At 33.3% G+C, this 24376-nt stretch carries 20 protein-coding genes; 11 read left to right on the plus strand and 9 right to left on the minus strand.

The features are described 5' to 3' along the window. Positions 1 to 142: 142 nt before the first annotated feature. The 7 genes from BMW63_RS08510 to BMW63_RS08540 all read left to right on the plus strand — a co-directional run bounded on the left by BMW63_RS08510 (position 143) and on the right by BMW63_RS08540 (position 11729). Positions 143 to 1921, plus strand: a complete 1779-nt coding sequence (locus BMW63_RS08510; RefSeq protein ID WP_074723046.1) for an AMP-dependent synthetase/ligase — start codon at positions 143 to 145, stop codon at positions 1919 to 1921. Positions 1922 to 2240: 319 nt separating this feature from the next. Next, positions 2241 to 4016 carry an AMP-dependent synthetase/ligase gene (locus BMW63_RS08515; RefSeq protein ID WP_074723047.1) on the plus strand — a complete coding sequence of 592 codons (1776 nt, stop codon included), beginning with the start codon at positions 2241 to 2243 and terminating at the stop codon, positions 4014 to 4016. Positions 4017 to 4183: 167 nt separating this feature from the next. After that, entirely contained in the window at positions 4184 to 5095 is a 912-nt protein-coding gene (locus BMW63_RS08520; RefSeq protein ID WP_217643725.1) for a proline iminopeptidase-family hydrolase, read from the plus strand. Positions 5096 to 5823: 728 nt separating this feature from the next. After that, positions 5824 to 6291 carry a MarR family winged helix-turn-helix transcriptional regulator gene (locus tag BMW63_RS08525; protein WP_074723048.1) on the plus strand — a complete coding sequence of 156 codons (468 nt, stop codon included), beginning with the start codon at positions 5824 to 5826 and terminating at the stop codon, positions 6289 to 6291. Continuing rightward, positions 6275 to 8665, plus strand: coding sequence for a 3-hydroxyacyl-CoA dehydrogenase/enoyl-CoA hydratase family protein (locus BMW63_RS08530; RefSeq protein ID WP_074723049.1), 2391 nt, complete (start codon positions 6275 to 6277; stop codon positions 8663 to 8665). Before BMW63_RS08525 ends, BMW63_RS08530 begins: the two co-directional genes overlap by 17 nt. Before the next feature lie 4 nt (positions 8666 to 8669). Beyond that, complete coding sequence (locus BMW63_RS08535; protein WP_074723050.1) at positions 8670 to 9851, plus strand: acetyl-CoA C-acyltransferase; 1182 nt, start codon at positions 8670 to 8672, stop codon at positions 9849 to 9851. 87 nt (positions 9852 to 9938) lie between these two features. After that, positions 9939 to 11729, plus strand: a complete 1791-nt coding sequence (locus BMW63_RS08540) for an acyl-CoA dehydrogenase family protein (protein WP_074723051.1) — start codon at positions 9939 to 9941, stop codon at positions 11727 to 11729. A 97-nt stretch (positions 11730 to 11826) separates the two neighbouring features. Here BMW63_RS08540 and BMW63_RS08545 read toward each other — a convergent pair whose 3' ends face one another. Next, the gene (locus BMW63_RS08545; RefSeq protein WP_074723052.1) at positions 11827 to 13848 is read right to left on the minus strand and encodes a BCCT family transporter; all 2022 of its coding nucleotides are present in this window, start codon (positions 13846 to 13848) and stop codon (positions 11827 to 11829) included. Positions 13849 to 14603: 755 nt separating this feature from the next. Between BMW63_RS08545 and BMW63_RS08550 the strand changes: the two genes are divergently transcribed. Both BMW63_RS08550 and BMW63_RS08555 read left to right on the plus strand, forming a co-directional pair. Further along, a complete protein-coding gene (locus tag BMW63_RS08550) occupies positions 14604 to 15131 on the plus strand; it encodes a superoxide dismutase family protein (protein ID WP_074723053.1) in 528 nt (175 codons plus the stop codon). 107 nt (positions 15132 to 15238) lie between these two features. Next, positions 15239 to 16438: an LETM1-related biofilm-associated protein gene (locus BMW63_RS08555; protein ID WP_074723054.1), complete on the plus strand. Its 1200-nt coding sequence runs from the start codon at positions 15239 to 15241 to the stop codon at positions 16436 to 16438. A gap of 29 nt (positions 16439 to 16467) precedes the next feature. Here BMW63_RS08555 and can read toward each other — a convergent pair whose 3' ends face one another. The 4 genes from can to BMW63_RS08575 all read right to left on the minus strand — a co-directional run bounded on the left by can (position 16468) and on the right by BMW63_RS08575 (position 19865). Beyond that, complete coding sequence (can, locus tag BMW63_RS08560) at positions 16468 to 17103, minus strand: carbonate dehydratase (RefSeq protein ID WP_074723055.1); 636 nt, start codon at positions 17101 to 17103, stop codon at positions 16468 to 16470. Positions 17104 to 17222: 119 nt separating this feature from the next. Then, on the minus strand, positions 17223 to 18863 hold the full coding sequence (locus BMW63_RS08565) for a SulP family inorganic anion transporter (protein ID WP_074723211.1): 1641 nt from the start codon (positions 18861 to 18863) through the stop codon (positions 17223 to 17225). Positions 18864 to 18944: 81 nt separating this feature from the next. Further along, positions 18945 to 19160 (minus strand): hypothetical protein, encoded by a 216-nt coding sequence (locus BMW63_RS08570; RefSeq protein ID WP_245744922.1) that lies wholly within the window; start codon positions 19158 to 19160, stop codon positions 18945 to 18947. A 231-nt stretch (positions 19161 to 19391) separates the two neighbouring features. After that, on the minus strand, positions 19392 to 19865 hold the full coding sequence (locus BMW63_RS08575) for a Dps family protein (RefSeq protein WP_074723212.1): 474 nt from the start codon (positions 19863 to 19865) through the stop codon (positions 19392 to 19394). Positions 19866 to 19960: 95 nt separating this feature from the next. Here BMW63_RS08575 and BMW63_RS08580 point away from each other — a divergent pair, with 95 nt between their 5' ends. Next, complete coding sequence (locus tag BMW63_RS08580) at positions 19961 to 20902, plus strand: LysR substrate-binding domain-containing protein (RefSeq protein ID WP_074723057.1); 942 nt, start codon at positions 19961 to 19963, stop codon at positions 20900 to 20902. A 41-nt stretch (positions 20903 to 20943) separates the two neighbouring features. On the opposite strand, the gene BMW63_RS08585 is transcribed toward BMW63_RS08580, so the two are convergent. The 3 genes from BMW63_RS08585 to mnmD all read right to left on the minus strand — a co-directional run bounded on the left by BMW63_RS08585 (position 20944) and on the right by mnmD (position 22391). Next, positions 20944 to 21138, minus strand: coding sequence for a hypothetical protein (locus tag BMW63_RS08585; RefSeq protein ID WP_074723058.1), 195 nt, complete (start codon positions 21136 to 21138; stop codon positions 20944 to 20946). 235 nt (positions 21139 to 21373) lie between these two features. Continuing rightward, a complete protein-coding gene (locus BMW63_RS08590) occupies positions 21374 to 21571 on the minus strand; it encodes a hypothetical protein (protein ID WP_074723059.1) in 198 nt (65 codons plus the stop codon). Positions 21572 to 21725: 154 nt separating this feature from the next. After that, complete coding sequence (gene mnmD / locus BMW63_RS08595; RefSeq protein WP_074723213.1) at positions 21726 to 22391, minus strand: tRNA (5-methylaminomethyl-2-thiouridine)(34)-methyltransferase MnmC2; 666 nt, start codon at positions 22389 to 22391, stop codon at positions 21726 to 21728. 305 nt (positions 22392 to 22696) lie between these two features. Here mnmD and BMW63_RS08600 point away from each other — a divergent pair, with 305 nt between their 5' ends. Further along, positions 22697 to 23764, plus strand: coding sequence for a branched-chain amino acid aminotransferase (locus BMW63_RS08600; protein WP_074723060.1), 1068 nt, complete (start codon positions 22697 to 22699; stop codon positions 23762 to 23764). A gap of 150 nt (positions 23765 to 23914) precedes the next feature. Here the strand turns inward: BMW63_RS08600 and BMW63_RS08605 are convergent, their stop codons facing one another. Beyond that, the gene (locus BMW63_RS08605) at positions 23915 to 24301 is read right to left on the minus strand and encodes a pyrophosphohydrolase domain-containing protein (protein ID WP_074723061.1); all 387 of its coding nucleotides are present in this window, start codon (positions 24299 to 24301) and stop codon (positions 23915 to 23917) included. Between the last annotated feature and the right edge of the window lie 75 nt (positions 24302 to 24376).

Genomic DNA, 24376 nt, shown 5'->3' on the forward strand with positions numbered 1-24376 from the left:
ATATCGCTACAATAGGCTATTTCATAGATAATAAAACCCTCCTGAATAGCATAAAATAATATCAATTCAATTATAAAATTTACACAAAAAGAGAATTATCACTATTTTTTAACTATTTTGCAACTACATTAAACATTAAATGATGACATCCGTAACTAGAATTTTTGATTTCCCATATTATCAGCTAGAAAAATATACTTCAATAGCAGATGCTTTTGTAACAAAGAAAAATGGCGTTTGGGAAAAAACTTCAACTGAAGAATTTATTTCCAAAGCCAATGCTATTTCTGGCGCTCTCTTGCGAATGGGCATTCAGAAAGACGATAAAATCGCAATGATTTCTACTAACAACAGAACGGAATGGAGTATTGTGGATATTGGTATTCTACAGATAGGCGCACAAAATGTACCCATCTATCCTACAATCACGGCAGATGACTATGCTTACATACTCAACCACTCTGGTGCAACGTATTGTTTTATATCCGACTTGGAAATATTTGAAAAAATCAATTCAATACGAGATAAAGTTCCTGCTCTAAAAGAAGTATACTGCTTCGATGAAATTCAAGGCTGCAAAAACTGGTCAGAATTGCTTCTTCTTGGCGAAGACCAAAGCAATCAAACTGAACTTGAAGCACGAAAAGAAAAAGTACTGCCTCTAGATATGGCTACCATTATCTATACCTCTGGAACCACTGGAACACCCAAAGGTGTTATGCTTTCGCACCAAAATCTTGTTTCCAATGTCCTTGCTATTGTTAACTTAGTTCCGTTCCCAGCTGGCAATGCAAAAGCACTGAGCTTCTTGCCTGTCTGTCACATTTTTGAACGCACCGCTTTATATTTATATCAATATCATGGTGTTTCGGTTTATTTTGGGGAATCCATAGAGAAAATTAGTGATAATATAAAGGAAGTAAAACCAACTATGATTACTGCAGTCCCGAGACTTCTAGAAAAGGTATACGATAAAATCTATGCAAAAGGAACGGAACTGACAGGAATTAAAAAGAAGCTGTTCTTTTGGGCCATTAATTTAGGTTTGCGATTTGAACCTTACGGCGCCAATGGAATATGGTATGAAATGCAACTTAAAATTGCAAGAAAATTAATTTTCAGCAAATGGAAAGAAGGATTAGGTGGGAATCTCGAATTGATTGTTAGCGGTAGCGCTGCCTTACAACCCAGATTAGCACGTGTTTTTACGGCAGCAGACATTCCAGTTTTAGAAGGCTATGGTTTAACAGAAACCTCCCCTGCAATTTCATTCAATGATTTAAAAAACAAAGGCTTAAGAATAGGTACTGTAGGAAAACCAATTGAGTATGTAGAAGTAAAAATTGCCGAAGACGGCGAAATCCTTTGTAAGGGACCTAACGTAATGATGGGGTATTATAAAGATGAGAAATTAACTAACGAAGTCATTGTTGACGGTTATTTCCATACTGGAGATATAGGAATTATTGACGCGGACGGCTTTTTAAAAATAACGGATCGAAAGAAAGAAATGTTCAAAACCTCTGGAGGAAAGTACATAGCACCACAATTAATAGAAAACACAATGAAACAATCCCGTTTTATTGAACAAATTATGGTCATAGGAGAAGGACAAAAAATGGCGGCCGCGCTTATCCAACCTAATTTTGAATTCTTAAAAGAATGGGCTGCCATCCATAAATTAGACATTGGAAAAACGAATAGTGATTATGTTGTGCATGAAAAAGTACTAGAACGCATACAACAAGATATAGACAATTTGAATGAAAAATTTGGAAGTTGGGAAAAAATCAAACGCTTTGAATTGACAGCTGAAGTTTGGTCGATAGATGGTGGACACTTAACTCCGACACTTAAACTGAAGAGAAAAATTATTAAAGAGCTTTACAAAGACCAATACCAGAAAATATACAACCTATAAATCGATAAAATTAACGAGATTGCTACTAAACATGAAAAAAAAGCGCACATTATAGCTTTGTAATGTTTAAAATTAGAATAAAAAGTTGAAATATAGCTAATTATTTCAACTTTTCAATATTAAAGCAACGACAGTTTATTTTAAACTAAAAACTACTGCAATTTTTCTTTTTACTTATAATCAACCTTTTAAACTCCGTTTAAAGAAATCGTTTTCGTAAAATGGGAATTATAAAATTAATTTTTTCCATTTTAATTTTGAAAATGGAAAAATATTGTCATTTTTTTTTTAATTTGCAGCAAAATTCAACCTTCGCATAATGACTTCTATAACCAGACTATTTGATTTTCCTTATTATCAACAAGATAAATATACCTCAATTCCAGATGCTTTAAATACTAAGCAGGACGGTGTTTGGATAAAAACGTCTACACAAGAATATATTGCTCAAGCAAATGCTGTTTCTAGAGCACTCTTGCGAATGGGAATAAAAAAAGACGATAAAATCGCAATAATCTCTTCCAGCAACAGAACTGAATGGAATATTATGGATATTGGTATTCTGCAAACCGGAGCACAAAATATACCTATTTATCCAACAATTACAGAAGATGATTATGAATACATATTGAACCATTCTGGTGCAATATATTGTTTTGTATCTGATGCGGAAATCCTTAAAAAATTAAATTCAATAAAAGATAAGGTTCCTAATTTGAAAGAAGTATATTCTTTTAACCCTATTGAAGGTTGTAAAAACTGGAAGGAACTACTCGCTCTTGGCGAAGACCAAAGCAATCAGAATGATGTTGAAGAAAGCAAAAGTTTAGTTAAACCTGACGATTTAGCGACTATTATTTATACATCTGGGACAACTGGGCGACCAAAAGGAGTTATGCTTTCTCATAATAACATCGTATCAGACGTACTAAACAGCTCTACAAGAATTCCATTTGAAGCGGGAAATGCAACTGCATTAAGTTTCTTACCTGTTTGTCACATTTTTGAGCGCATGCTACTCTATTTATACCAATATTATGGTGTATCGATCTACTTTGGAGAATCTATTGATAAAGTCAGTGATAACCTAAAAGAAGTAAAACCTACTGTAATTACGGCTGTACCTCGACTATTAGAAAAAGTGTATGATAAAATCTATGCCAAAGGAACTGAACTGACTGGGATTAAAAAGAAATTGTTCTTTTGGGCAATTGATTTGGGATTAGTCTATGAACCTTATGGTGCGAATGGTCTTTGGTATGAAATGCAACTTAAAATTGCTCGAAAATTAATTTTTAGTAAATGGAAAGAAGGATTAGGTGGTAAGTTAGATTTAATGGTTTCAGGTAGTGCTGCGTTGCAACCTAGATTAGCTCGAATTTTTGCTGCAGCCGAAATACCTGTTATGGAAGGATATGGTTTAACCGAGACTTCGCCTGTTATATCCGTAAATGATATAAGAAATGGAGGTTTCAGAATAGGAACTGTAGGGAGAGTTATTGATAATGTAGAAGTTAAAATTGCCGAAGACGGAGAAATTCTTTGTAAAGGACCTAATGTCATGATGGGCTATTATAAAGATGAGAAATTAACCAATGAAGTCATTATTGACGGTTATTTTCACACTGGTGACATAGGAAACATTGATAAAGACGGATTTTTAAAAATTACGGATCGAAAGAAAGAAATGTTTAAAACTTCAGGTGGAAAATATATTGCACCGCAACTTATTGAAAACACCATGAAACAATCCCGTTTCATTGCAGAAATTATGGTGATAGGCGACGGACAAAAAATGCCGGCAGCCTTCATTCAACCTGATTTTGAATTCGTAAAAGAATGGGCGGTTATTCATAAAATAGTTATAGGAAGTACTAATGAAGAAATTGTATCCAACGAAAAAGTAATAGCAAGAATTCAGGAAGAAATTGATGGTTTAAACGAAAAATTTGGTAATTGGGAGAAAATTAAACGTTTTGAATTAACACCAGATGTTTGGTCTGTAGAAGGTGGGCAACTGACGCCAACACTTAAGCTAAAAAGAAAAATAGTTATGGAAAAATACATTAATTTATTCCATAAAATCTACGGTTAGTCGATTGACTTATAATTATAACTGATAAATACGATGACAATGAAAGTAAAAATCCTGTTTTATTCTCTAGTAAGTGTTTTATTATTTTCTAATTGTAAGCAAAAGAACGAAGAGCGAATTATTTGGATTATTCCAAAACGAAAGATCAGTACACAGGAGGCATAAAAATGATTCCGATTACCACACCAAAAGGAACCTTTAAGGTATGGACAAAAACCGTAGGGAATAACCCTAGAATTAAAGTATTATTACTTCACGGAGGACCTGGATTAACGCACGAATTGTACGAATGTTTTGATGGTTATTTTCCTAACGAAAGCATCGAATACATTTATTACGATCAATTAGGATCCTACTACAGCGACCAACCTAATTACGACAGTTTGTGGACGAACGAACGTTTCGTTGAGGAGGTGGAACAAGTCCGAATCGCACTAGGAGCAGATAGTTCTAATTTTTATGTTTTAGGTCAATCCTGGGGCGGAATACTTGCCATGGAATATGCCCTAAAATACCGAAAAAACATGAAAGGCTTGATTATATCTAATATGATGGCCAGCATTCCTGAATACAATGCCTATGCACAAGAGGTTCTTGCTCCACAAATGAATCCTAAAATCCTAAAAGAACTACAGGAAATGGAGAAAAACAATGATTTTGACAATCCAAAATACAGCGAACTTCTTTTCAAATATTATTATACGGAACACATTCTAAGAAAACCACTAGAAGAATGGCCAGAATCTATCAATCGATGTTTCAAACACATCAACCCTAATGTATATGTGTTTATGCAGGGTCACAGTGAATTTGGCATCACCGGAAATGCTTCCTTAAAAAATTGGGACGTAAAAGACAGGCTTAAAACGATAACGATTCCTACATTATCAATCGGTTCTAAATACGACACTATGGATCCAGAGCATATGAAATGGATCGCCAACGAAGTTCAAAACGGCCGATTTCTATTTTGTGCTAATGGTAGTCATCTTTCTCAATATGATGATCAAAAAACATATTTTAAGGGTCTAATAAAATTTATAAAAGACGTGGATAACGGCACTTTTAAAAAAGAGTAGTGTAGCTATAGATAAATACCATTTTACACTCACCTAACAAAAGACTATTTTGTAGTATTACATAGAATCATACCCCTTTACTTTTTAAATTCTAAAACTACTTAATTGACTGACAATTAATTAGTTTTAGAATTTAAACGCTATATTGGTTATTTTTTCATACTTTTAATATCCTAATAATTAGTTGCTTAAGAACTATTAAAAGTAGAAAAACTTATAGTTTCTTATTTTGTGGGAGGTATTGCCTAGTTTCTCTTAGATTGGCTATCTTAAGGAATCATTTTTAAATACATTTTTCCGCAAGCTGAAAATAGAAACATTTCTTTTAAACTGTTAGGAAGCTTAAATTTTGATTTCTTGGTTTCTTATATTTTGAATTGGATTTCTATAACTAAGAACCCTATCATAGTTTTACAAATTAGGAGCTACAATTGGATTTTTCTTTAGTTTATCGGCAAACTTCTGTGTGTTCTAGCCCGCACATGAATTACGAAAACCTAACTTTTGATCTTCTTATTTTACTAATACACATGCTTGAACAGGAGCTTCAATTGCCCTTGTCACTGGACAAGCTTTAACAATACTATTGATAATTAGCTGTTTTCCAAAATAAAACGCTCCAATTTTATGGATTTTTTTTGTAATCATAAATTTTTAACAAAAATAAATTAATTTATTATGCGTGCATAGTATTTTTTTTATTATATTTGAAATCGATAACGTACCATATGAAAGACAAAACAATAGATTATATATTAAGAGCGACTTGGCAAGCCGTTTCAAGAATGTACAATGAAGAAGCTTCTAAGTACGGTGCCACAATGGCAACAGGTTTTGCTTTGTTGAGTATGGATAAAAATGTAGGAACCCCTTCTACCTCCTTAGGACCTAAAATGGGAATGGAGGCTACAAGTCTTACCAGAACCTTAAAATCTATGGAAGAAAAAGGTTTAATCATTCGAAAGAAAAATCCAGATGATGGTCGTGGTGTCTTAATTTACTTGACTGAGTTAGGTAAAGAAAAAAGAGATTTATCAAAAAATACTGTTTTAAAATTCAATGACACTGTCAAAAGTCACATTACGGATGAAAAACTACAACATTTTATTGAAGTCTCAGAGACCATCAACGAATTAATTCAAAATAAGAATATATTTAATCAAACTGAAAAAATAGACAATGAAACGCACAATTAAAAAAGTTGCAGTAATCGGATCCGGAATTATGGGTTCGGGAATTGCTTGCCATTTTGCCAATATTGGTGTCGAAGTTTTACTTCTCGATATCGTTCCTAGAGAACTTACTGAGGCCGAAACAAAAAAAGGACTGACATTAGAGAGTAAAATCGTTCGCAACCGTTTGGTAAATGAGCATTTAAATAATGCTTTAAAGTCAAAACCGGCTCCTATCTACACTCAAAAATTCGCTGACCGAATTACAACTGGAAACACCACCGACGATATGGCAAAAATTGCTAACGTTGATTGGATTATCGAAGTTGTTGTAGAAAGATTAGACATCAAAAAATTAGTATTTGAACAAGTAGAAAAATACCGCAAACCGGGTACTTTGATTACTTCAAATACATCAGGAATTCCTATTCACTTTATGAGTGAAGGAAGATCTGAAGATTTTCAGAAAAACTTCTGCGGGACTCACTTTTTTAACCCTGCACGTTACTTAAAATTATTCGAAATTATTCCTGGCCCACAAACTTCATCAGAAGTATTGGATTTCCTTACTGTATATGGAGAGAAATTTTTAGGAAAAACTTCGGTTGTAGCTAAAGATACTCCTGCTTTTATTGGAAACCGTGTTGGAATTTATGGTATTCAAAGTTTGTTCCATTTGGTTAAAGAAATGGGATTAACTATTGAAGAAGTAGATAAATTAACAGGTCCAGTTATTGGCCGACCAAAATCAGCTACTTTTAGAACTGTTGATGTAGTAGGTCTTGATACATTGGTACACGTTGCAAACGGTATCTATGAAAACTGCCCTGCTGATGAGCAACATGACTTATTTAAACTTCCAGAGTTTGTTAACAAAATGATGGAGAATAAATGGTTAGGTAGTAAAACAGGCCAAGGTTTTTATAAAAAAGAAGGAAGAGATATTCTAACTTTAGATTTAAATACTTTAGAATACCGTCCGGCTAAAAAAGCTTCTTTTGCCACTTTAGAAATGACTAAATCAATTGACAAACCTATTGATCGTTTTAAAGTTTTGGTAAAAGGAAAAGACAAAGCAGGTGAATTTTACCGTAAGAGTTTTGCTGGTATGTTTGCTTATGTATCCAATAGAATTCCAGAAATATCAGATGAATTATATAAAATCGACGATGCTATGAAAGCTGGTTTCGGTTGGGAAAATGGTCCATTCGAAATTTGGGATGCCATTGGTGTTGAAAAAGGGATTGAGATCATGAAAGCGGAAGGCCTTGCTCCTGCTGCATGGGTAAATGACATGTTAGCTGCAGGAAGTAAAAGTTTTTACACCGTAAAAGAAGGTGCTACTTTTTTCTACAACATTCCAACTAAAGCACAAACTAAAATTCCAGGACAAGATTCATTTATAATCTTGAACAACATTCGCGAAAGCAAAAAAGTTTGGAGTAATAGTGGTGCAATTATACAAGATTTAGGAGATGGAATACTAAATTTAGAATTCCAGTCTAAAATGAATACAATTGGTGGTGACGTTTTACAAGCCATCAACAAAGCAATCGATTTATCTGAAAAAGAATATCAAGGTCTTGTTATTGGAAACCAAGCAGCAAATTTCTCTGTAGGTGCTAATATCGGAATGATATTTATGATGGCGGTTGAGCAAGAGTATGATGAGCTTAACATGGCAATCAAAACTTTCCAAGATACTATGATGCGTGTGCGTTATTCTGGAATTCCAGTAGTAGTTGCGCCTCATGGAATGACTTTTGGTGGTGGTTGCGAAATGAGTTTACATGCGGACAAAGTTGTTGCGGCAGCGGAAACGTACATGGGATTAGTAGAATTTGGAGTAGGAGTTATACCAGGTGGTGGTGGTTCTAAAGAAATGGCTTTAAGAGCTTCTGATTTATTCCATAAAAACGATGTTGAGCTAAATGTATTGCAAGAATATTTCTTGACAATCGCTATGGCAAAAGTATCAACTTCTGGTTATGAAGCTTTTGATTCTGGTTTATTACAACAAGGAAAAGATATTATTGTTGTAAACAAAGACCGTCAAATCGCCGAAGCTAAGAAACATGCTTTATTAATGGCAGAAGCAGGATATACACAACCAATCCACAGAAAAGACGTAAAAGTACTAGGAAAACAAGCATTAGGAATGTTCTTAGTAGGAACAGACCAAATGGAAGCTGGAAAATACATTTCTGAACACGACAAGAAGATTGCTAACAAACTAGCTTATGTAATGGCTGGTGGTGATTTATCTGAGGCCACATTAGTATCAGAACAATACCTATTGGATCTGGAACGTGAAGCATTCTTATCACTTTGTACGGAAAGAAAAACATTGGAAAGAATCCAATTTATGTTAACCAAAGGGAAACCGCTAAGAAACTAAAAAAATGAAAACAGCCTATATAGTAAAAGCATACAGAACAGCCGTAGGAAAAGCTCCTAAAGGGGTGTTCAGATTTAAAAGACCTGATGAGTTAGCAGCAGAAACTATTCAATTCATGATGAATGAATTGCCCCATTTTGACAAAACTCGTATTGATGATGTTATGGTAGGAAATGCCATGCCTGAGGCAGAACAAGGACTTAATGTGGGACGTTTAATCTCTTTGATGGGATTAAAAATCGAAGATGTTCCTGGAGTAACTGTAAACAGATACTGTGCATCTGGATTAGAAACAATAGGAATGGCTACAGCTAAAATACAGTCAGGAATGGCACATTGTATTATTGCTGGTGGTGCTGAAAGCATGAGTTTTATTCCGATGGGAGGTTACAAGCCAACTCCGGATTATGCTGTTGCAAAAGCAGGAAACGAAGACTACTACTGGGGAATGGGTCTAACAGCCGAAGCAGTTGCACAGCAATTTAAGGTTTCCAGAGAAGACCAAGATGAGTTTGCTTATAACTCGCAAATGAAAGCTTTGAAAGCACAAGCAGAAGGTAAATTTGATAAACAAATTGTTCCTATTACAGTAGAGCAAACGTTTATCAATGAAAATGGCAAAAAAGAAACTAAATCTTACATAGTAAACAAAGATGAAGGACCTAGAGCTGGCACGACAATTGAAGGTTTGGCTAGTTTAAGACCTGTTTTTGAAGCTGGTGGAAGTGTAACAGCTGGTAACTCCTCACAAATGAGTGATGGTGCTGCTTTTGTACTTGTTATGAGTGAAGAAATGGTAAAAGAACTTAATCTTGAACCTATCGCAAGATTAGTAAACTTTGCTTCTGCAGGAGTTGAACCTAGAATAATGGGAATAGGACCTGTAAAAGCGATACCAAAAGTGTTGAAACAAGCTGGATTATCTCTAAATGATATCGGTTTAATTGAATTAAACGAAGCTTTTGCCTCACAGTCACTTGCGGTTATCCGTGAATTAGGATTAAATCCAGATATCGTGAACGTTAATGGTGGTGCAATAGCAATGGGACACCCACTGGGATGTACTGGAGCTAAATTGTCAGTTCAATTATTTGACGAAATGAAACGTCGTGGTGACAAATACGGTATTGTTAGCATGTGTGTAGGAACAGGTCAAGGAAGTGCTGGGGTTTACGAATTGATGTAGACAGTAATTCCACTCCTTTTGTCTTTCCAACGAAGGAGGAATTTAGATTATAAAAAAAATAAAAATTATCTTTTAAAATAACAAAAAATGAGCGACGTAACTAGAGGTGGACAATTCATCGTAAAAGAAACTAAGTGCGAAGACATCTTCACTCCTGAGGATTTTTCGGAAGAACAATTAATGATGCGTGACTCTGTAAAAGAGTTCGTAGACAAAGAATTATGGGCACACAAAGATCGTTTTGAGAAAAAGGATTATGCTTACACAGAAGAGTGCATGAAAAAAGCCGGAGATTTAGGTCTTTTAGGAGTTGCTGTTCCTGAAGCTTACGGTGGATTAGGAATGGGATTTGTATCAACAATGTTAGTTTGTGATTACATTTCTGGTGCTACGGGATCTTTTTCAACTGCTTTTGGAGCACATACAGGAATTGGTACTATGCCAATTACTTTATATGGTACTGAAGAACAAAAACAAAAATATGTTCCTAAATTAGCTTCAGGTGAGTGGTTTGGTGCATATTGTTTGACTGAACCAGGCGCAGGATCTGATGCTAATTCAGGAAAAACTAAAGCAGTTTTATCAGAAGACGGAAAATATTATTCGATCACTGGACAAAAAATGTGGATCTCTAATGCAGGTTTCTGTTCTTTGTTTATCGTTTTTGCACGTATTGGAGATGATAAAAACATCACTGGTTTTATCTTAGAAAACTCTGATGACAACGGAATTTCAATGGGTGAAGAGGAACACAAATTAGGTATTCGTGCTTCTTCTACTCGTCAGGTATTCTTTAATGAAACAAAAGTTCCTGTTGAAAACATGCTTTCTGATAGAGGAAATGGCTTCAAAATAGCGATGAACGCTTTGAATGTGGGCCGTATTAAACTGGCAGCAGCATGTCTAGATGCACAAAGAAGAGTAATTTCCAATTCAGTGAAATATGCAAACGAAAGAGTACAATTTAAAACTCCTATTGCAGAATTTGGTGCTATCCGTTCTAAATTAGCAGAAATGGCTACGAACTGTTATGCAGATGAAAGTGCTTCTTACAGAGCTGCAAAAAATATTGAAGACAGAATCACGGCTCGCGAAGCAGAAGGATGTTCTCATCAAGAAGCTGAATTGAAAGGTGTTGAAGAATACGCTATTGAATGTTCCATCTTAAAAGTGGCTGTTTCTGAAGATGTACAAAGCTGTGCTGATGAAGGTATCCAAATTTATGGAGGAATGGGATTCTCTGAAGATACTCCAATGGAAAGTGCTTGGAGAGATGCTCGTATCGCTCGTATCTATGAAGGTACTAACGAAATCAACAGAATGTTATCTGTAGGAATGTTGATTAAAAAAGCAATGAAAGGTCATGTTGATTTATTAGGTCCTGCTACAAAAGTAGGTGAGGAATTAATGGGCATTCCTTCTTTTGAAACTCCAGATTACTCACAGTTATTTGCTGAAGAAAAAGAAATGATCGTTAAATTGAAAAAAGCTTTCTTAATGGTTGCTGGTAGTGCAGTTCAAAAATTCGGAACTGAATTAGACTCTCACCAACAAATTTTAATGGCTGCTTCAGATATGTTAATCGAAATTTACATGGCAGAAAGTACTATCCTTAGAACTGAGAAATTAGCTAAAAAAGAAGGTGAAGACAAAGTACAAGAGCAAATTGCAATGGCAAAATTATACTTGTACCAAGCAGTAGATATCGTTACACAAAAAGGGAAAGAAAGTGTTATTTCATTCGTAGAAGGGGATGAACAACGCATGATGCTTATGGGTTTAAGACGTTTCACTAAATACGCTAATATGCCAAATATTGTTGCATTAAGAGAAACTATTACATCTAAATTAGTAGCAGAAAATGAATATTGCTTCTAAGCATTAAGATAGTTTTTAGTTAAATTTGTTTGTTTAAAAAAACCGCAATCATCATTGATGATTGCGGTTTTTGCTACTTATACACTTTGTATTTTAATCAATTGGGTTTCATCAATAAATCATGCATGCCATCAGACCCTAAGGTTAAGAAACGCTCATATTCTCTTAGTACATCTGATATAATTTCATCCTTACTCAAATATTGAATATCATAGCCCATACGGTGATCTCCAAAATAAGAAATAGGTAAAAAGACAGTATCTGAGTCAATGTTAGGTGTGTTTTGTTCATTAATTAAGGTTTCCGAAATTGTTTGGGGCTGTGCCATAACACCATAAATAAAATTACGCAACTGATCGTGTTTGATTACCAATTCAATAGAATTATTTGGAGTTGTATTGTAGAGAATACCAGCTTCAATTTTATTTTTCTCCAATTCTTTTACCAATTCCTCAAATGAAACCCGAACGGTTTCATTCAAAAATTTCTTTATATCTTTCTTTTGTGAATAAGTAAGTATTTTTTCCAATCGAACTTTCCAATGGTAATCATTCCAATTTAAACTTCCATGAGAATACTTACTAGTACTATACTCATTATCTGCCATTAAAGCCTTCCACAAATTAACACACAACAATAACATGATAATACCAAACGGTAAAGCAGTTACCAATGTCATGGTTTGCAAAGAGGCTAAACCTCCTGAACTCAATAAACTCAACGAAACGATAGTAAGTAACCCACCCCAAAAAGCATTTTGCCATTTTGGTGAATTAGCCGCTCCTTTAGAAGAAATTCCATTCATTATGAAAATCCCTGAATCAGCAGATGTAATAAAGAAAACACAAATAATTGCAATCGATAAAACATTAAGCAAACTTGTCAGTGGAAAGTAACTGAAAAAATTAAACAACAAGGTATCTGAATTATTTGCAAACTCACTCAAAGCACCATGCGCAACAAATTCATCAATCCATATCGCACTACTTCCAAAAATAGTCATCCAAACAAAATTAAAAAGTGCTGGAATAAATAAAACAGCTAATATAAATTCACGTATCGTACGTCCTTTTGAGATTTTTGCAATAAATAAACCTACATAAGGAGCCCATGATATCCACCACGCCCAGTATAGAATTGTCCAATTAGAGAACCATTCCTGACTGTCTTTCTCAAAGGCATATGTATTGAATGTAAGCGACATAAAATTACTAACGTAGTGACCTATTCCTTCTGTTAGCGTACTTAATATATAAATCGTTGGTCCAGCTATTAAAACAAAAAGCATTAATAAAGTAGCCATTATAATGTTTATTTCACTTAACTTCTTCACCCCTTTCCCTAAACCACTAGTAGCCGATATAATAGCAATAACCATCACTATAACAACAATACCAACTTGGTACTTAAAATTAGTATTTGGAATAACTCCCAAACTTTGAAGTCCTGCGCTTAATTGAAGTACTCCAAAACCTAAGGTCGTAGCAATACCAAAAAAAGTACTGCATAAAGCAAAAACATCAACAATATTTCCAAATCTACCGTGAATCTTATCTTTCAACATAGGATAAAAACCACTTCTAATCGCCAAGGGCAAGTTATGACGGTATGCAAAATAAGCCATGGAAAGACCTACCACTCCATATATGGACCAAGCATGAAATCCCCAATGGAAAAAGGTATACAGTTGTGCTTCTTTAGCTCTTAAACTTTCATCAAGATTACTAATCGCTGGATTAGCATAGTGAGCCATCGTTTCGGCTACACCAAAATACATCAAACCAATCCCCATTCCTGCTGCAAAAAGCATCGCAACCCAAGAGAAGAAGGAATACTCGGGTTTAGTATCATCTGCGCCTAATTTAATTTTGCCAAATTTACTAACGGCTACACCTATAAGAAACAGTACAAAAACGGTAACTATCAAAACATACAACCAACCTAAATTTTTAAAAATAACAGCCTTAACTTGATTAAAGAATTCTTCGGCTTCAGTTGGAAAAAAACCACAAAATATAGATATGGCTATAATTATAGTTAAACTTGGTAAAGCTACAGACCTCGTAAAGTCTGTTTTAAAATTATATTTCTGTTCTAAAAAATGTAATAATTTATTCATAATTCATAAATAGGGTTAACTATAAACAATTATTGTCTATAGTATTAAAAATAATCGCCTTATGTATTCCATATTAGAATAACAGCATAAAACGTATAAGCTTCTGTAAAATTCATTAAGCATAACTTAATGTACGATGGCCATTAAAACAAGGTTAAATACTAACCTTGATACTTTTGTAATAGAATTATATTACAAAAGCACAGTAAAAACTGAGGACATAATGCCTAAGAGGGTATATAAAAAACTTTAAATGAGTAAATGATTAAGGATCTCTAATCAGTGTCAACCTGTTTAATAAAAACAGTCTTTTAAAAGCAAAATATTGGAGTGCAAATCTAGTGAAAAAAGAGCCGTTACCACTTAAAAATACACAATGGAAATAATAACAGAGAATAACACAACTATAAAAAGAGAATAGTGAGCAATTTTCAATTTTTATATTAAAAAGTTCATTATAAACCGTTAACAATGTATTCCAAAAACTTATTTGGAAGACTACTTGACCAAAAAAGAGTCTCGTGACTATTAAAAAAACGTGTACATTGCTAAAAAGAGACATTTATATTTTAACAAGTCTATTATTGTGAGTGAAAACTATTCAAATATTCTATTCTTATTCTTGAATAAAAGCAATCATTTATGCATTTATTTAATTTGTAAGATAATCCAAATAAAAAATTTAATATTAATTTAATTTACGGATCATAATTTTATACGTAATTTTATATGATATTTTTAAAACATATACTATCATGAAAAAAATAATATTTTCAATCGGCTTAATAATTGCCGTTCTTATTGGTTGTAAAACAAATAGTGGCTCAAGTGATTCTAAAAAATTGGTAATTGCTTTTGAAGCAAAAAGTAACAGTAATGTTTCGGGTACAGCCACTTTTATTGAGAAAAATGGCAAAGTAACTTTCGTAGCAAAATTAGCAGGATTAAAACCGGGAATTCATGCCATTCATATCCATGAAAAATCAGATTGTTCTGCTGCAGATGGAAGTTCCGCTGGAGGACATTGGAATCCTACTTTTAAGAAACACGGGAAATGGGGTGTTGGTGAATACCATAAAGGAGACATAGGAAACTTTACCGCTGATGCTAAAGGTAATGGAACCATAACATTGACTACTGATGAATGGAATATCGGTTCAGGAGATCCTACAAAAGATATTCTAGGAAAAGGATTGATTGTACATGAAGGAACTGACGATTTTATTTCTCAACCTTCCGGTGATGCCGGAGCAAGAGTAGCCTGTTCAGCAATTATCAAGTAATTAATAACAAAGATGCGCATGCAGCTATATTAAAATAGCTGCATGCCTATTTTAATATAGTTACAGAACCATAAAATAACATAGCTTTGTACTATTAAAATCACACAATGATTAACCCTTCAGCATCCGGTTGGATAGATAAGTATTTTACAAAACAAAAAAACAAGGAACAAATTGTTTACCTCAGTCCTGATTTGTTTTACACCAATATTAGAAAAACAGGATTCATATACGGTCACATTGTCTCATTTGAAACGACCGTCCCTATAATAACGAAAGGTTGGGTTCAAAATGAAATCCCAAAAGTCGCCCTGTTAAATACACTTTATGCTATTTATGGATTAACTACCCGTGATAATAATCCTGATAATTTCCTGTCTAAAGCTTTAGAGTTTTATAATGAAATGACTCCTCAAGGGTATAATTTGTTGAAAAAAATATTACCTGACAGTCCACCTTCCTTAAATTTAGAAAAAATAATTGATGATCGAGTTCAAACTAACTTTGACATCATCAGTAAAAACTTTTCTCATATTGTAACTAACGCTTTACTTTTTATCGATGTTTTGGCTTTTCGCCAATATTTAATTCATGGTGCAATTCCAGAAAAATATCTAAAAAAGATAGAGGAAGCGGTTATTAGCATTGTTTCACTTTCTTTGAAAACTAAATCCAATAAATCTAAATACGACGATTTATTAATTAAGTTGTTTGAAGCCTCAGTGCGCTATAGTAAATTCTCAAAAGTAAGTGTCCAAAATTTGGAAGAACTTAATCTGACCTATTTTGAGTCTGAATTAGAAAAATATTATCTAATTGATATGGCAGGAATGGCACTTTGGAGCGATGGAAATCTTGAAAATGAAGAAGCTTATTTTTTACATAAATTAGCAGAACTAATTGCAGTTCCTGACGCGTTTGTAACGGAGAGTATCAACAACACTGATGCTTTTATCACAAAACATAAAAGTGAAATTCCTTATTTCAACTATTCGAATCCTGTTAAGCATTTTTATGATCAAACGACTCAAAGCGTCGTCACATTGATTACAAGAAACAAAAACAGGCTGGTCAAAGAAATTGTTCAAAGTAGAGATTTGATGATACTTTTAGGAATTTCCACAAGGAGAGATTTGGATGAAAAAGAAAAGAAAAAAGTAAAAAAGCAGCTGTTGGAAATTTGTAAAACCATTCCGTCACTAACTATATTTTTACTCCCTGGTGGTAGCTTGCTATTGCCTATCCTGATTAAATTTATTCCAAAATTACTGCCGTCGGCCTTCAATGAAAATTTAGATATAGACTAAAAAAAAATCGCCATATGGCGATTTTTTTTTTAAAACTGTAATTGAAAAACTTCGTCCAAATCTTTGTTGGAACTAATATTAACCTTTAAGTCAGTCACAAAACCTGAATTTAAACCGTAAACCCAACCGTGAATACTTAAATCTTGTCCGTTTTTCCATGCCGCCTGCACGATTGAGGTTTTAGACAAATCAAAAACCTGCTCTTTAGCATTGATCTCGACAAAAGTATTAAACCGTTCCGTATCATCCTCAATAGAATCTAGATAGATGTTATGCAGACGGTAAACATCTTTAATATGACGAATCCAGTTATCGATAATACCAATGGACTGATTGCTCATAGCTGCTTTAACTCCTCCACATCCGTAATGACCACATACGATTACATGTTTTACCTTTAAGACATTAACTGCATAATCTAAAACACTTAACATGTTCATATCTGAATGGACTACCATATTAGCGATATTTCTGTGAACAAAGACCTCACCTGGCTTAGCACCAATAATTTCATTTGCAGGAACACGACTGTCTGAACAACCAATCCACAATAATGGTGGTGTTTGGCCTTTGGCTAAATCTTCAAAATAATTTGGGTCAATAGCTAATGCTTTTTCAACCCACTCTTTATTGTTCTCTAATATTTTTTTATAAAAATCACTCATTTTATTTTCTTTTATAAATTCTTAAGTTCGTTTCAAACCTTTATAACGTAGTAAAGAAACTAATTTTTCCGGTTTGAATTACATTGACTATTTCTTTTTTCTAACTATTCGTAAAAAATTTACTTTACGATTTCTTTTTTAACCATAACTCTTTTGGCAACATCATAATAATGTTCAAAGGAAACATGATTAGCAACCTCAGGACTATTAACTAGATCATAAGCTTTTTTAAATCCTTTTAACTTTACGGAAATCTTTTCATCGACAGCTCTAGTTTCTTTAAACTCTCTAATCAAATCTAAGATGTCATGAGCTATATAAACCGTATCGTGGGCATTTATTATCACTTTAGAATTCTCTGGGATATCGTTTAAAGTAGCTTTTATTGCAGCTTTATTTAAAAAAGATACTTCTTGCGCTAGATCGATATGAATGATATCACCGTCAACATACTCTTCCTTCTTAAAACTATAAGCTCTTTTTAAGTTCCCTTTAAGTATAAAAATAATACTAATTATAATACCTAAAAATACTCCTTTAAGCAAATCAGTTGTTACTACCGCAACTAGGGTGGCGACAAAAGGAATAAATTGATATTTTCCTTTTTCCCAAAAGTGCTTAAAAGTTGCTGGTTTAGCTAGTTTATATCCGACTAAAATTAATATTGTCGCTAATGTTGCTAATGGGATTTTATTTAAAACAACAGGTATAACTAACACACTTATTAATAAAAGTATACCATGAATAATCGCTGACATCTTTGATTTAGCACCTGCATTATTATTTGCCGACGAGCGCACCACTACAGATGTCATGGGTAAACCGCCAATAAGCGAACTTAAAATATTACCTATACCCTGTGCTTTTAATTCAACATTTGTGTCTGTATATCTTTTTTGAACATCCATTCTATCAGCAGCTTCGATGCATAACAGTGTTTCAATCGAGGCGACAATTGCAATTGTTAGTCCTACGACCCAAACTTTTGGATTCAAAAACCCCGAAAAATTAGGTATCACAACAATCGCTTTTAATTCATCAAAAGAAGTGGGTACTGGCAATGAAACCAAATGTTCACTTGAAATAGCCAAAGAACTACCTGAACTAATAAATATTTCATTCAATACAATCCCCGAAATTACTGCTATTAATGCACCAGGGACTAATTTTAATTTCTTTAAAAATGGAACCTTATCCCAAGAAATCAATATAATTAATGACACTACCGTTATCATAATAGCACCCAATTGAACATGATTAAAAACTTCGAACAAAGAAGAGAATGAGTTGTCTCCATTTCTCTGAACAAAAGACTGATCTCCTTCAAAATCAGCATCATATCCAAAAGCATGCGGCAATTGTTTTAGAATAATAATAATACCAATACCCGCAAGCATTCCTTCAATTACATTGGTTGGGAAATAATTTGAAATACTCCCTGCTTTGATAAACCCTAAAGCAAGCTGAATAAGTCCCGAGATAAAAACGGCTGTTAAAAAGATATCAAAAGCACCTAAATCCGTAATTGCTGTTAAAATAATTGCTGTTAAACCCGCTGCTGGCCCCGAAACACTAATGTGTGACTTACTCAAAAAACCAACTACAATCCCTCCAATAACTCCTGAGATGATTCCTGAAAATAAAGGTGCACCAGAAGCCATTGCTATCCCTAAACACAAGGGGAGCGCCACCAAAAAAACTACTAAACCAGATGCAAAATCAGATTTAAGGTTGGCAAAAAGATTAATTTTTTTTGTCATAATACTAGAATAATTTATAAGTAAACTGTCCATAACTTTTATAAATGCGACAGTTAATTTTTTTAAATATAATCGAAAGTATTAAGCTAAGTTAGGCGGAGGGGAAAATATAGTAGCCGAAATCCTATCGTGTTTAGAGAGATTTTCAGAGTGGATGAGACTTGATTTGTTGTGCTTTCCTAATAAGAATCCAAGTTCTATATCAGTATAATAAGCAAAAACCTTAATCTCTTTTTGAGCATGTTCTTCTTCGGACACATTAAAAAAAAAAGAGGTATCGCATGATTTCTCTATCATCGTCACTATGGCAGGCGTTGATAGAAAAGCTATAAATAAAAATAAAAATATGCGAGCTATAAATTTCATTAATATAACCTATAAATTTAATTAATGTAAAAGTATAATTTAACTTACCAATTAGCGACTATTGAAAAAAAAATTTGTAAAAATTTAACATTAATAAAAAACCAGAATAGTACTTATGTACTATTCTGGCTTTTTATTATTCTAGCTGAAATAAGACTTCCTTTATTCTTCTAACCAAGCCTGCATCATCCATATTGTTTTCTCTTGCTCCGCAATGAAGTCACTCATCATGGCGTTCGACCCTTCATCATTAACCGCCGCTGATTTATTCAAAATCTGTCTTTCTATCACTAGCAGATGAGACAATGAGCTAACAATCAAACTTACTGCTTTTTCATCATTTGAAATATTTTTCCCAACCACTATTTTATTGTGCTTAATATAATCCTCAAATGTATGCAAAGGAGTACCTTCCAATGTTAAAACACGTTCGGCTATCATATCAATCTTAAGTTGTGAATCATTGTACAATTCTTCAAATTTTACATGCAAATCAAAAAAACGTTTTCCTCGGATGTTCCAATGAATCCCTCTTAAGTTCTGATAATAAACTTGATAATTGGATAATAATGAATTTAGTTCACTTACTATCTCTTCCGTTTCTTTTACTGGTAGACCTAAAATATTTGTTTTCATGTTGTTATTTTTAACAAAGTAACCAATAAAAGCACAAAACACACTATAAATTAAATTGATTGTTTTTATATTTGTATCGTAAAATACTATCAAAAATGACAATCACTCAATTAAAATATGTTTTAGCTGTTGCTGAACATAAAAATTTCACTTTAGCTGCAGAAAAATGTTTTGTCACGCAACCTACATTAAGTATGCAAATTCAAAAAATTGAAGAGGAATTAAGCATCTTAATATTTGATCGCTCTAAAAAACCGATTCAGCTTACTGATATTGGCCAAAAAATTGTAAATCAAGCCAAAAACATTGTCAATGAAGCGGATCGAATCCAAGATATTGTAGAGCAACAAAAAGGATTTGTGGGAGGTGAATTCAGGTTAGGAATAATCCCTACAATTATGCCTACACTACTTCCCATGTTTTTAAATAATTTTATAAAGAAATATCCAAAAGTTAAACTGATAATAGAAGAGTTAAATACAGAGGAGATTATCACTAAACTAAATAATGGTCATCTCGATGCTGCTATTGCAGCCACTCCTCTGCTGGAGGACAAAATCAAGGAAATAGTTTTATATTTTGAACCTTTTGTCGCCTACATTCCTGAAAGCCATCAACAATTTAAAAAAGAAGAAATCACTATTTCAGATTTAAATCTAGATGAAATCCTTTTGCTCCAAGATGGTCACTGTTTCAGAGATGGTATATTAAATTTATGTAAAAACAATCCAAAAAATGAATTTAGCCATTTTCAAATAGAAAGCGGAAGTTTTGAAACTTTAATAAAGCTAGCCGATGAAGGTTTAGGAACAACGCTCCTTCCCTATTTGCATACTTTAGATTTAAAAGAATCAGACAAAGTCAAACTACGCCATTTTGCAGAACCTAAACCAGCTCGCGAAGTAAGCTTAATTTTCCCCAAAAGCGAATTGAAAATGCATATAATTGACGCACTGCGAACTACTATCGCCGGAGTAATAAAAGGGGCTATTGTTTTCCAAAATGTGCAAATTGTGAGCCCTCTAAAAAGTAAATAAATAAAAAAGGAACAATTCAAAATGTTCCTTTTTTATATTCTCTATTCAATAACAGAAAGATACTCTTTTAATTCTGGCTTTTCATTCGTAAAGAATAAAAGCCATTTCCTTAAATGGTCAATTTCGTATGGCAATAAATTTTTAATTGCTTTTTTAAGCTCTTTAATAAAAAGCTCGGGGTTAAAGCTCACTCGTTCTAGTACCTCTTTTGTGTAATCATAAATTATTCTAGACATAACAATAGGGTTTAAAATTTATCTCATTAAAAGGAATTGTAAATATATCGATTAATGGCGTTGATTATAGATAAAAAACAGATAAAGTGCGCTAAAAGTCGATTAAATACACTTTTTTCAATATCAATTACTAAATTTCCTACTATCTATTTTTTACTTAAATAGTGATTGTAGTATACTATTTACGTTATAAAGCAAAAAAAAAGAACCTTCTACAGATTCTTTTTTTTTAAATTTATGGGTTTACTCTTAATACACATTGCTGTAATTCTGGTTTTTCGATTATAAAATTAAATAACCATTCTCGTAATTGTTCCATCTCGTAGGGTAACAATGTTTTAATAGCTTTTTCCAACTCTTTGCAAAAAAGTATCGGGTCGAAACTCACTCTTTCTAATATTGATTTTGTGTAATCAAACATGATTTTAGACATAATAAATTAAGAATTTATGGTTAAATTAAAGTTTTTAACTTAATGTAAAAATACATTTTTTATATTTATTGCTTGTAAATTTAACGTGTAATTTTGATTATTATTTCAACATGCTGAAATAATAATCAAAATAAAACTTCAATTCGATTCAAAATCATGCCGACTTTCTTGCACGAAACATTTCTCTTTTACCTGGAGGCCCTGCCAGTTTTTCTACTGTAAAACCCACTTCAATCATACTCCTTTTTACCACACCGCGTGCCGCATAAGTAACTAAGACCCCATTGTCTTTAAGCGCATCGAACATTTTTTTGAATATGGCAGTGCTCCACAAATCTGGCTGTACACGATAGCCAAAAGCATCAAAATAAATCAGATCGAATCGCTCCACATCATCAATTTCTTCAAATAACTGTTTCCTTTTGGTTAATGAAAAATCACTTCCAAAAATTTCCTTGTGTCCCCAATTGCATTGATGCATTTTTTCAAAAACATCTTTGTCATCCGTGGCATTTAATTCTTCAACATAATTCATAGCAGCCAGTTCGTCTGCAGCTATAGGATAGGCTTCTACTCCTACATAATTGATTGATTGATTCATTTTCTTCCCTTCCAAAAAAGTAATAAAGGCATTCAACCCAGTACCGAAACCAATTTCTAAAATTGAAATTTGTTTATTTTGAAATAACGAAAGTCCGTTTTTTATAAAAACATGTTGGGCTTCCTGTATCGCACCGTGCTTAGAATGATAGCATTCATCCCATTCCTTAATTTGTATGGTGGTTGAACCATCAAGCGTCTGTATAATTTCTCTTTTCAAAATACTGTTTTTGGAGGCATTACTAATTTTATACTTCTTGTATTTCGTCAAATTTAAGAAAATCCGTTATAGTACGCTCAAAAAACCCCATTTATTGTAAATTCGACAGAAAAGCCAAGCTTTTTATTTGATTTTAATAACTGTAAATAAATCACAATTAAAAGCTATAATTAATGACGTTTTCATAAGGATTTCGTTGATTTTTATTTAATTTTGCATGAATTAAAGTTTAATTCGCATAAAAAATATGTTCTAACTAACTGATTACATTATTTACAACACTAAAATAAAAAAAACATAATATTATGAGCACAACTCACACTAACAAAATTGATATCATCAAAGCAGCAACTTCAAAAATTAATGAAGTAGATTTTGAAAATTTAAGCTTTGGATCGGTATTTACTGATCATATGCTCGAATGTGACTTTAAAAATGGAGAATGGCAAAAACCGGTCATTAAACCTTATGCGCCATTTTTGTTAGATCCTTCAGCTAGAGTTTTTCATTATGGTCAAGCCATTTTCGAAGGGATGAAAGCTTATAAAGATGAAAGTGATGACGTTTGGCTTTTTAGACCTGATGAAAACTACAAACGATTCAATAATTCAGCGGTACGAATGGCAATGCCAGAAGTTCCTGAGGATGTCTTCATGGATGGTCTAAATGAATTACTAAAGCTAGATGAAGCTTGGATAAAAAAAGGAAAAGGAAATACATTATACATCAGGCCCTTTATGATAGCTACTGGTAAAGGAGTTATTGCAAACCCTTCTGATGATTACAAATTTATGATTATCCTATCTCCAGCAAAATCTTATTATTCAGGAGAAGTAAAAGTATTGATTGCAGAGCATTTCAGTAGAGCAGCAAATGGTGGAATTGGAGCTGCGAAAGCTGCAGGTAATTATGCTGCACAATTTTACCCAACTAGCCTAGCAAATGCTGCAGGTTTTCAACAGGTAATTTGGACTGATGATGCAACACACACAAAACTAGAAGAAGCAGGTACAATGAATGTGTTTTTCAGAATAAATGACACTTTATTTACTGCCCCTACAAGTGAAAGAATCCTAGATGGTATTACTAGAAAAAGTCTGATTGATATGGCTAAAAAAGAAGGTATTGCTGTTGAAGTTCGCCCTGTTTTAGTTTCAGAACTTGTTGAAGCATCGAAAAATGGTACGCTAAAAGAAATATTTGGTGCTGGTACTGCTGCCGTAGTTAATCCTATTATCGGATTCTCTTATCAAGATGTATATTATGAATTACCAAAAATTGAAAATTCATATGCAACACAATTGAAAGATAGATTAACGAACATACAACACAAACTAGCTGAAGATACATTTGGTTGGACTGTAAAAGTATAGATTTCAGTCCCGATACTTTAGCGGGTACTGTCTTAAATAAAAAAGCGATTTCCAAATTTGGGAATCGCTTTTTTATTTTTTTTAGTGTATTGAAAAACACTTTGTGTAAACTGTAGAATTAGCCGCTATAAAATGGTAATCTGAACGTCGTTACTCACACAATATTTTGGAAAAATCGGGTTTAAAATAATTAGGCCCTTTCATTACTTTTCCGTCCTCACGATAGATGGGATTGCCTGACTCATCTAATTTACTCATATTACTGCGTTGAATTTCATCGAAAACAGCTTCTATTTTATGCTGTAATCCATGTTCAATTATGGTCCCACAAAGGATATACATCATATCGCCCAAAGCATCGGCTATCTCAACTAAATCGTTATTTTGAACCGCCTCTAGGTATTCTTCATTTTCTTCCTTCATTAAATGATACCGTAGCGTGTTCTTACTCTCTCCTAAATTGGCAATTGGAGTTTCACTATGCCCTATTTTAAATGCGGTATGAAATTCTTTGACTGAGTCGATTTGCTTTTGCATAATAATAAATGATTAAATGAGATTGCAAATTAGCAACTAATCTTAAACAATTGACTAAATTTGCCAAAAATAATT

The organism is Flavobacterium frigoris, assembly GCF_900111075.1.
GTDB lineage: Bacteria > Bacteroidota > Bacteroidia > Flavobacteriales > Flavobacteriaceae > Flavobacterium > Flavobacterium frigoris.

Coding starts and splice junctions, on each gene's coding strand:
- BMW63_RS08510 (WP_074723046.1), top strand. CDS start 143: ATGACATCCGTAACTAGAATTTTTGATTTCCCATATTATCAGCTAGAA.
- BMW63_RS08515 (WP_074723047.1), top strand. CDS start 2,241: ATGACTTCTATAACCAGACTATTTGATTTTCCTTATTATCAACAAGAT.
- BMW63_RS08520 (WP_217643725.1), top strand. CDS start 4,184: ATGATTCCGATTACCACACCAAAAGGAACCTTTAAGGTATGGACAAAA.
- BMW63_RS08525 (WP_074723048.1), top strand. CDS start 5,824: ATGAAAGACAAAACAATAGATTATATATTAAGAGCGACTTGGCAAGCC.
- BMW63_RS08530 (WP_074723049.1), top strand. CDS start 6,275: ATGAAACGCACAATTAAAAAAGTTGCAGTAATCGGATCCGGAATTATG.
- BMW63_RS08535 (WP_074723050.1), top strand. CDS start 8,670: ATGAAAACAGCCTATATAGTAAAAGCATACAGAACAGCCGTAGGAAAA.
- BMW63_RS08540 (WP_074723051.1), top strand. CDS start 9,939: ATGAGCGACGTAACTAGAGGTGGACAATTCATCGTAAAAGAAACTAAG.
- BMW63_RS08545 (WP_074723052.1), bottom strand. CDS start 13,848: ATGAATAAATTATTACATTTTTTAGAACAGAAATATAATTTTAAAACA.
- BMW63_RS08550 (WP_074723053.1), top strand. CDS start 14,604: ATGAAAAAAATAATATTTTCAATCGGCTTAATAATTGCCGTTCTTATT.
- BMW63_RS08555 (WP_074723054.1), top strand. CDS start 15,239: ATGATTAACCCTTCAGCATCCGGTTGGATAGATAAGTATTTTACAAAA.
- can (WP_074723055.1), bottom strand. CDS start 17,103: ATGAGTGATTTTTATAAAAAAATATTAGAGAACAATAAAGAGTGGGTT.
- BMW63_RS08565 (WP_074723211.1), bottom strand. CDS start 18,863: ATGACAAAAAAAATTAATCTTTTTGCCAACCTTAAATCTGATTTTGCA.
- BMW63_RS08570 (WP_245744922.1), bottom strand. CDS start 19,160: ATGATAGAGAAATCATGCGATACCTCTTTTTTTTTTAATGTGTCCGAA.
- BMW63_RS08575 (WP_074723212.1), bottom strand. CDS start 19,865: ATGAAAACAAATATTTTAGGTCTACCAGTAAAAGAAACGGAAGAGATA.
- BMW63_RS08580 (WP_074723057.1), top strand. CDS start 19,961: ATGACAATCACTCAATTAAAATATGTTTTAGCTGTTGCTGAACATAAA.
- BMW63_RS08585 (WP_074723058.1), bottom strand. CDS start 21,138: ATGTCTAGAATAATTTATGATTACACAAAAGAGGTACTAGAACGAGTG.
- BMW63_RS08590 (WP_074723059.1), bottom strand. CDS start 21,571: ATGTCTAAAATCATGTTTGATTACACAAAATCAATATTAGAAAGAGTG.
- BMW63_RS08600 (WP_074723060.1), top strand. CDS start 22,697: ATGAGCACAACTCACACTAACAAAATTGATATCATCAAAGCAGCAACT.
- BMW63_RS08605 (WP_074723061.1), bottom strand. CDS start 24,301: ATGCAAAAGCAAATCGACTCAGTCAAAGAATTTCATACCGCATTTAAA.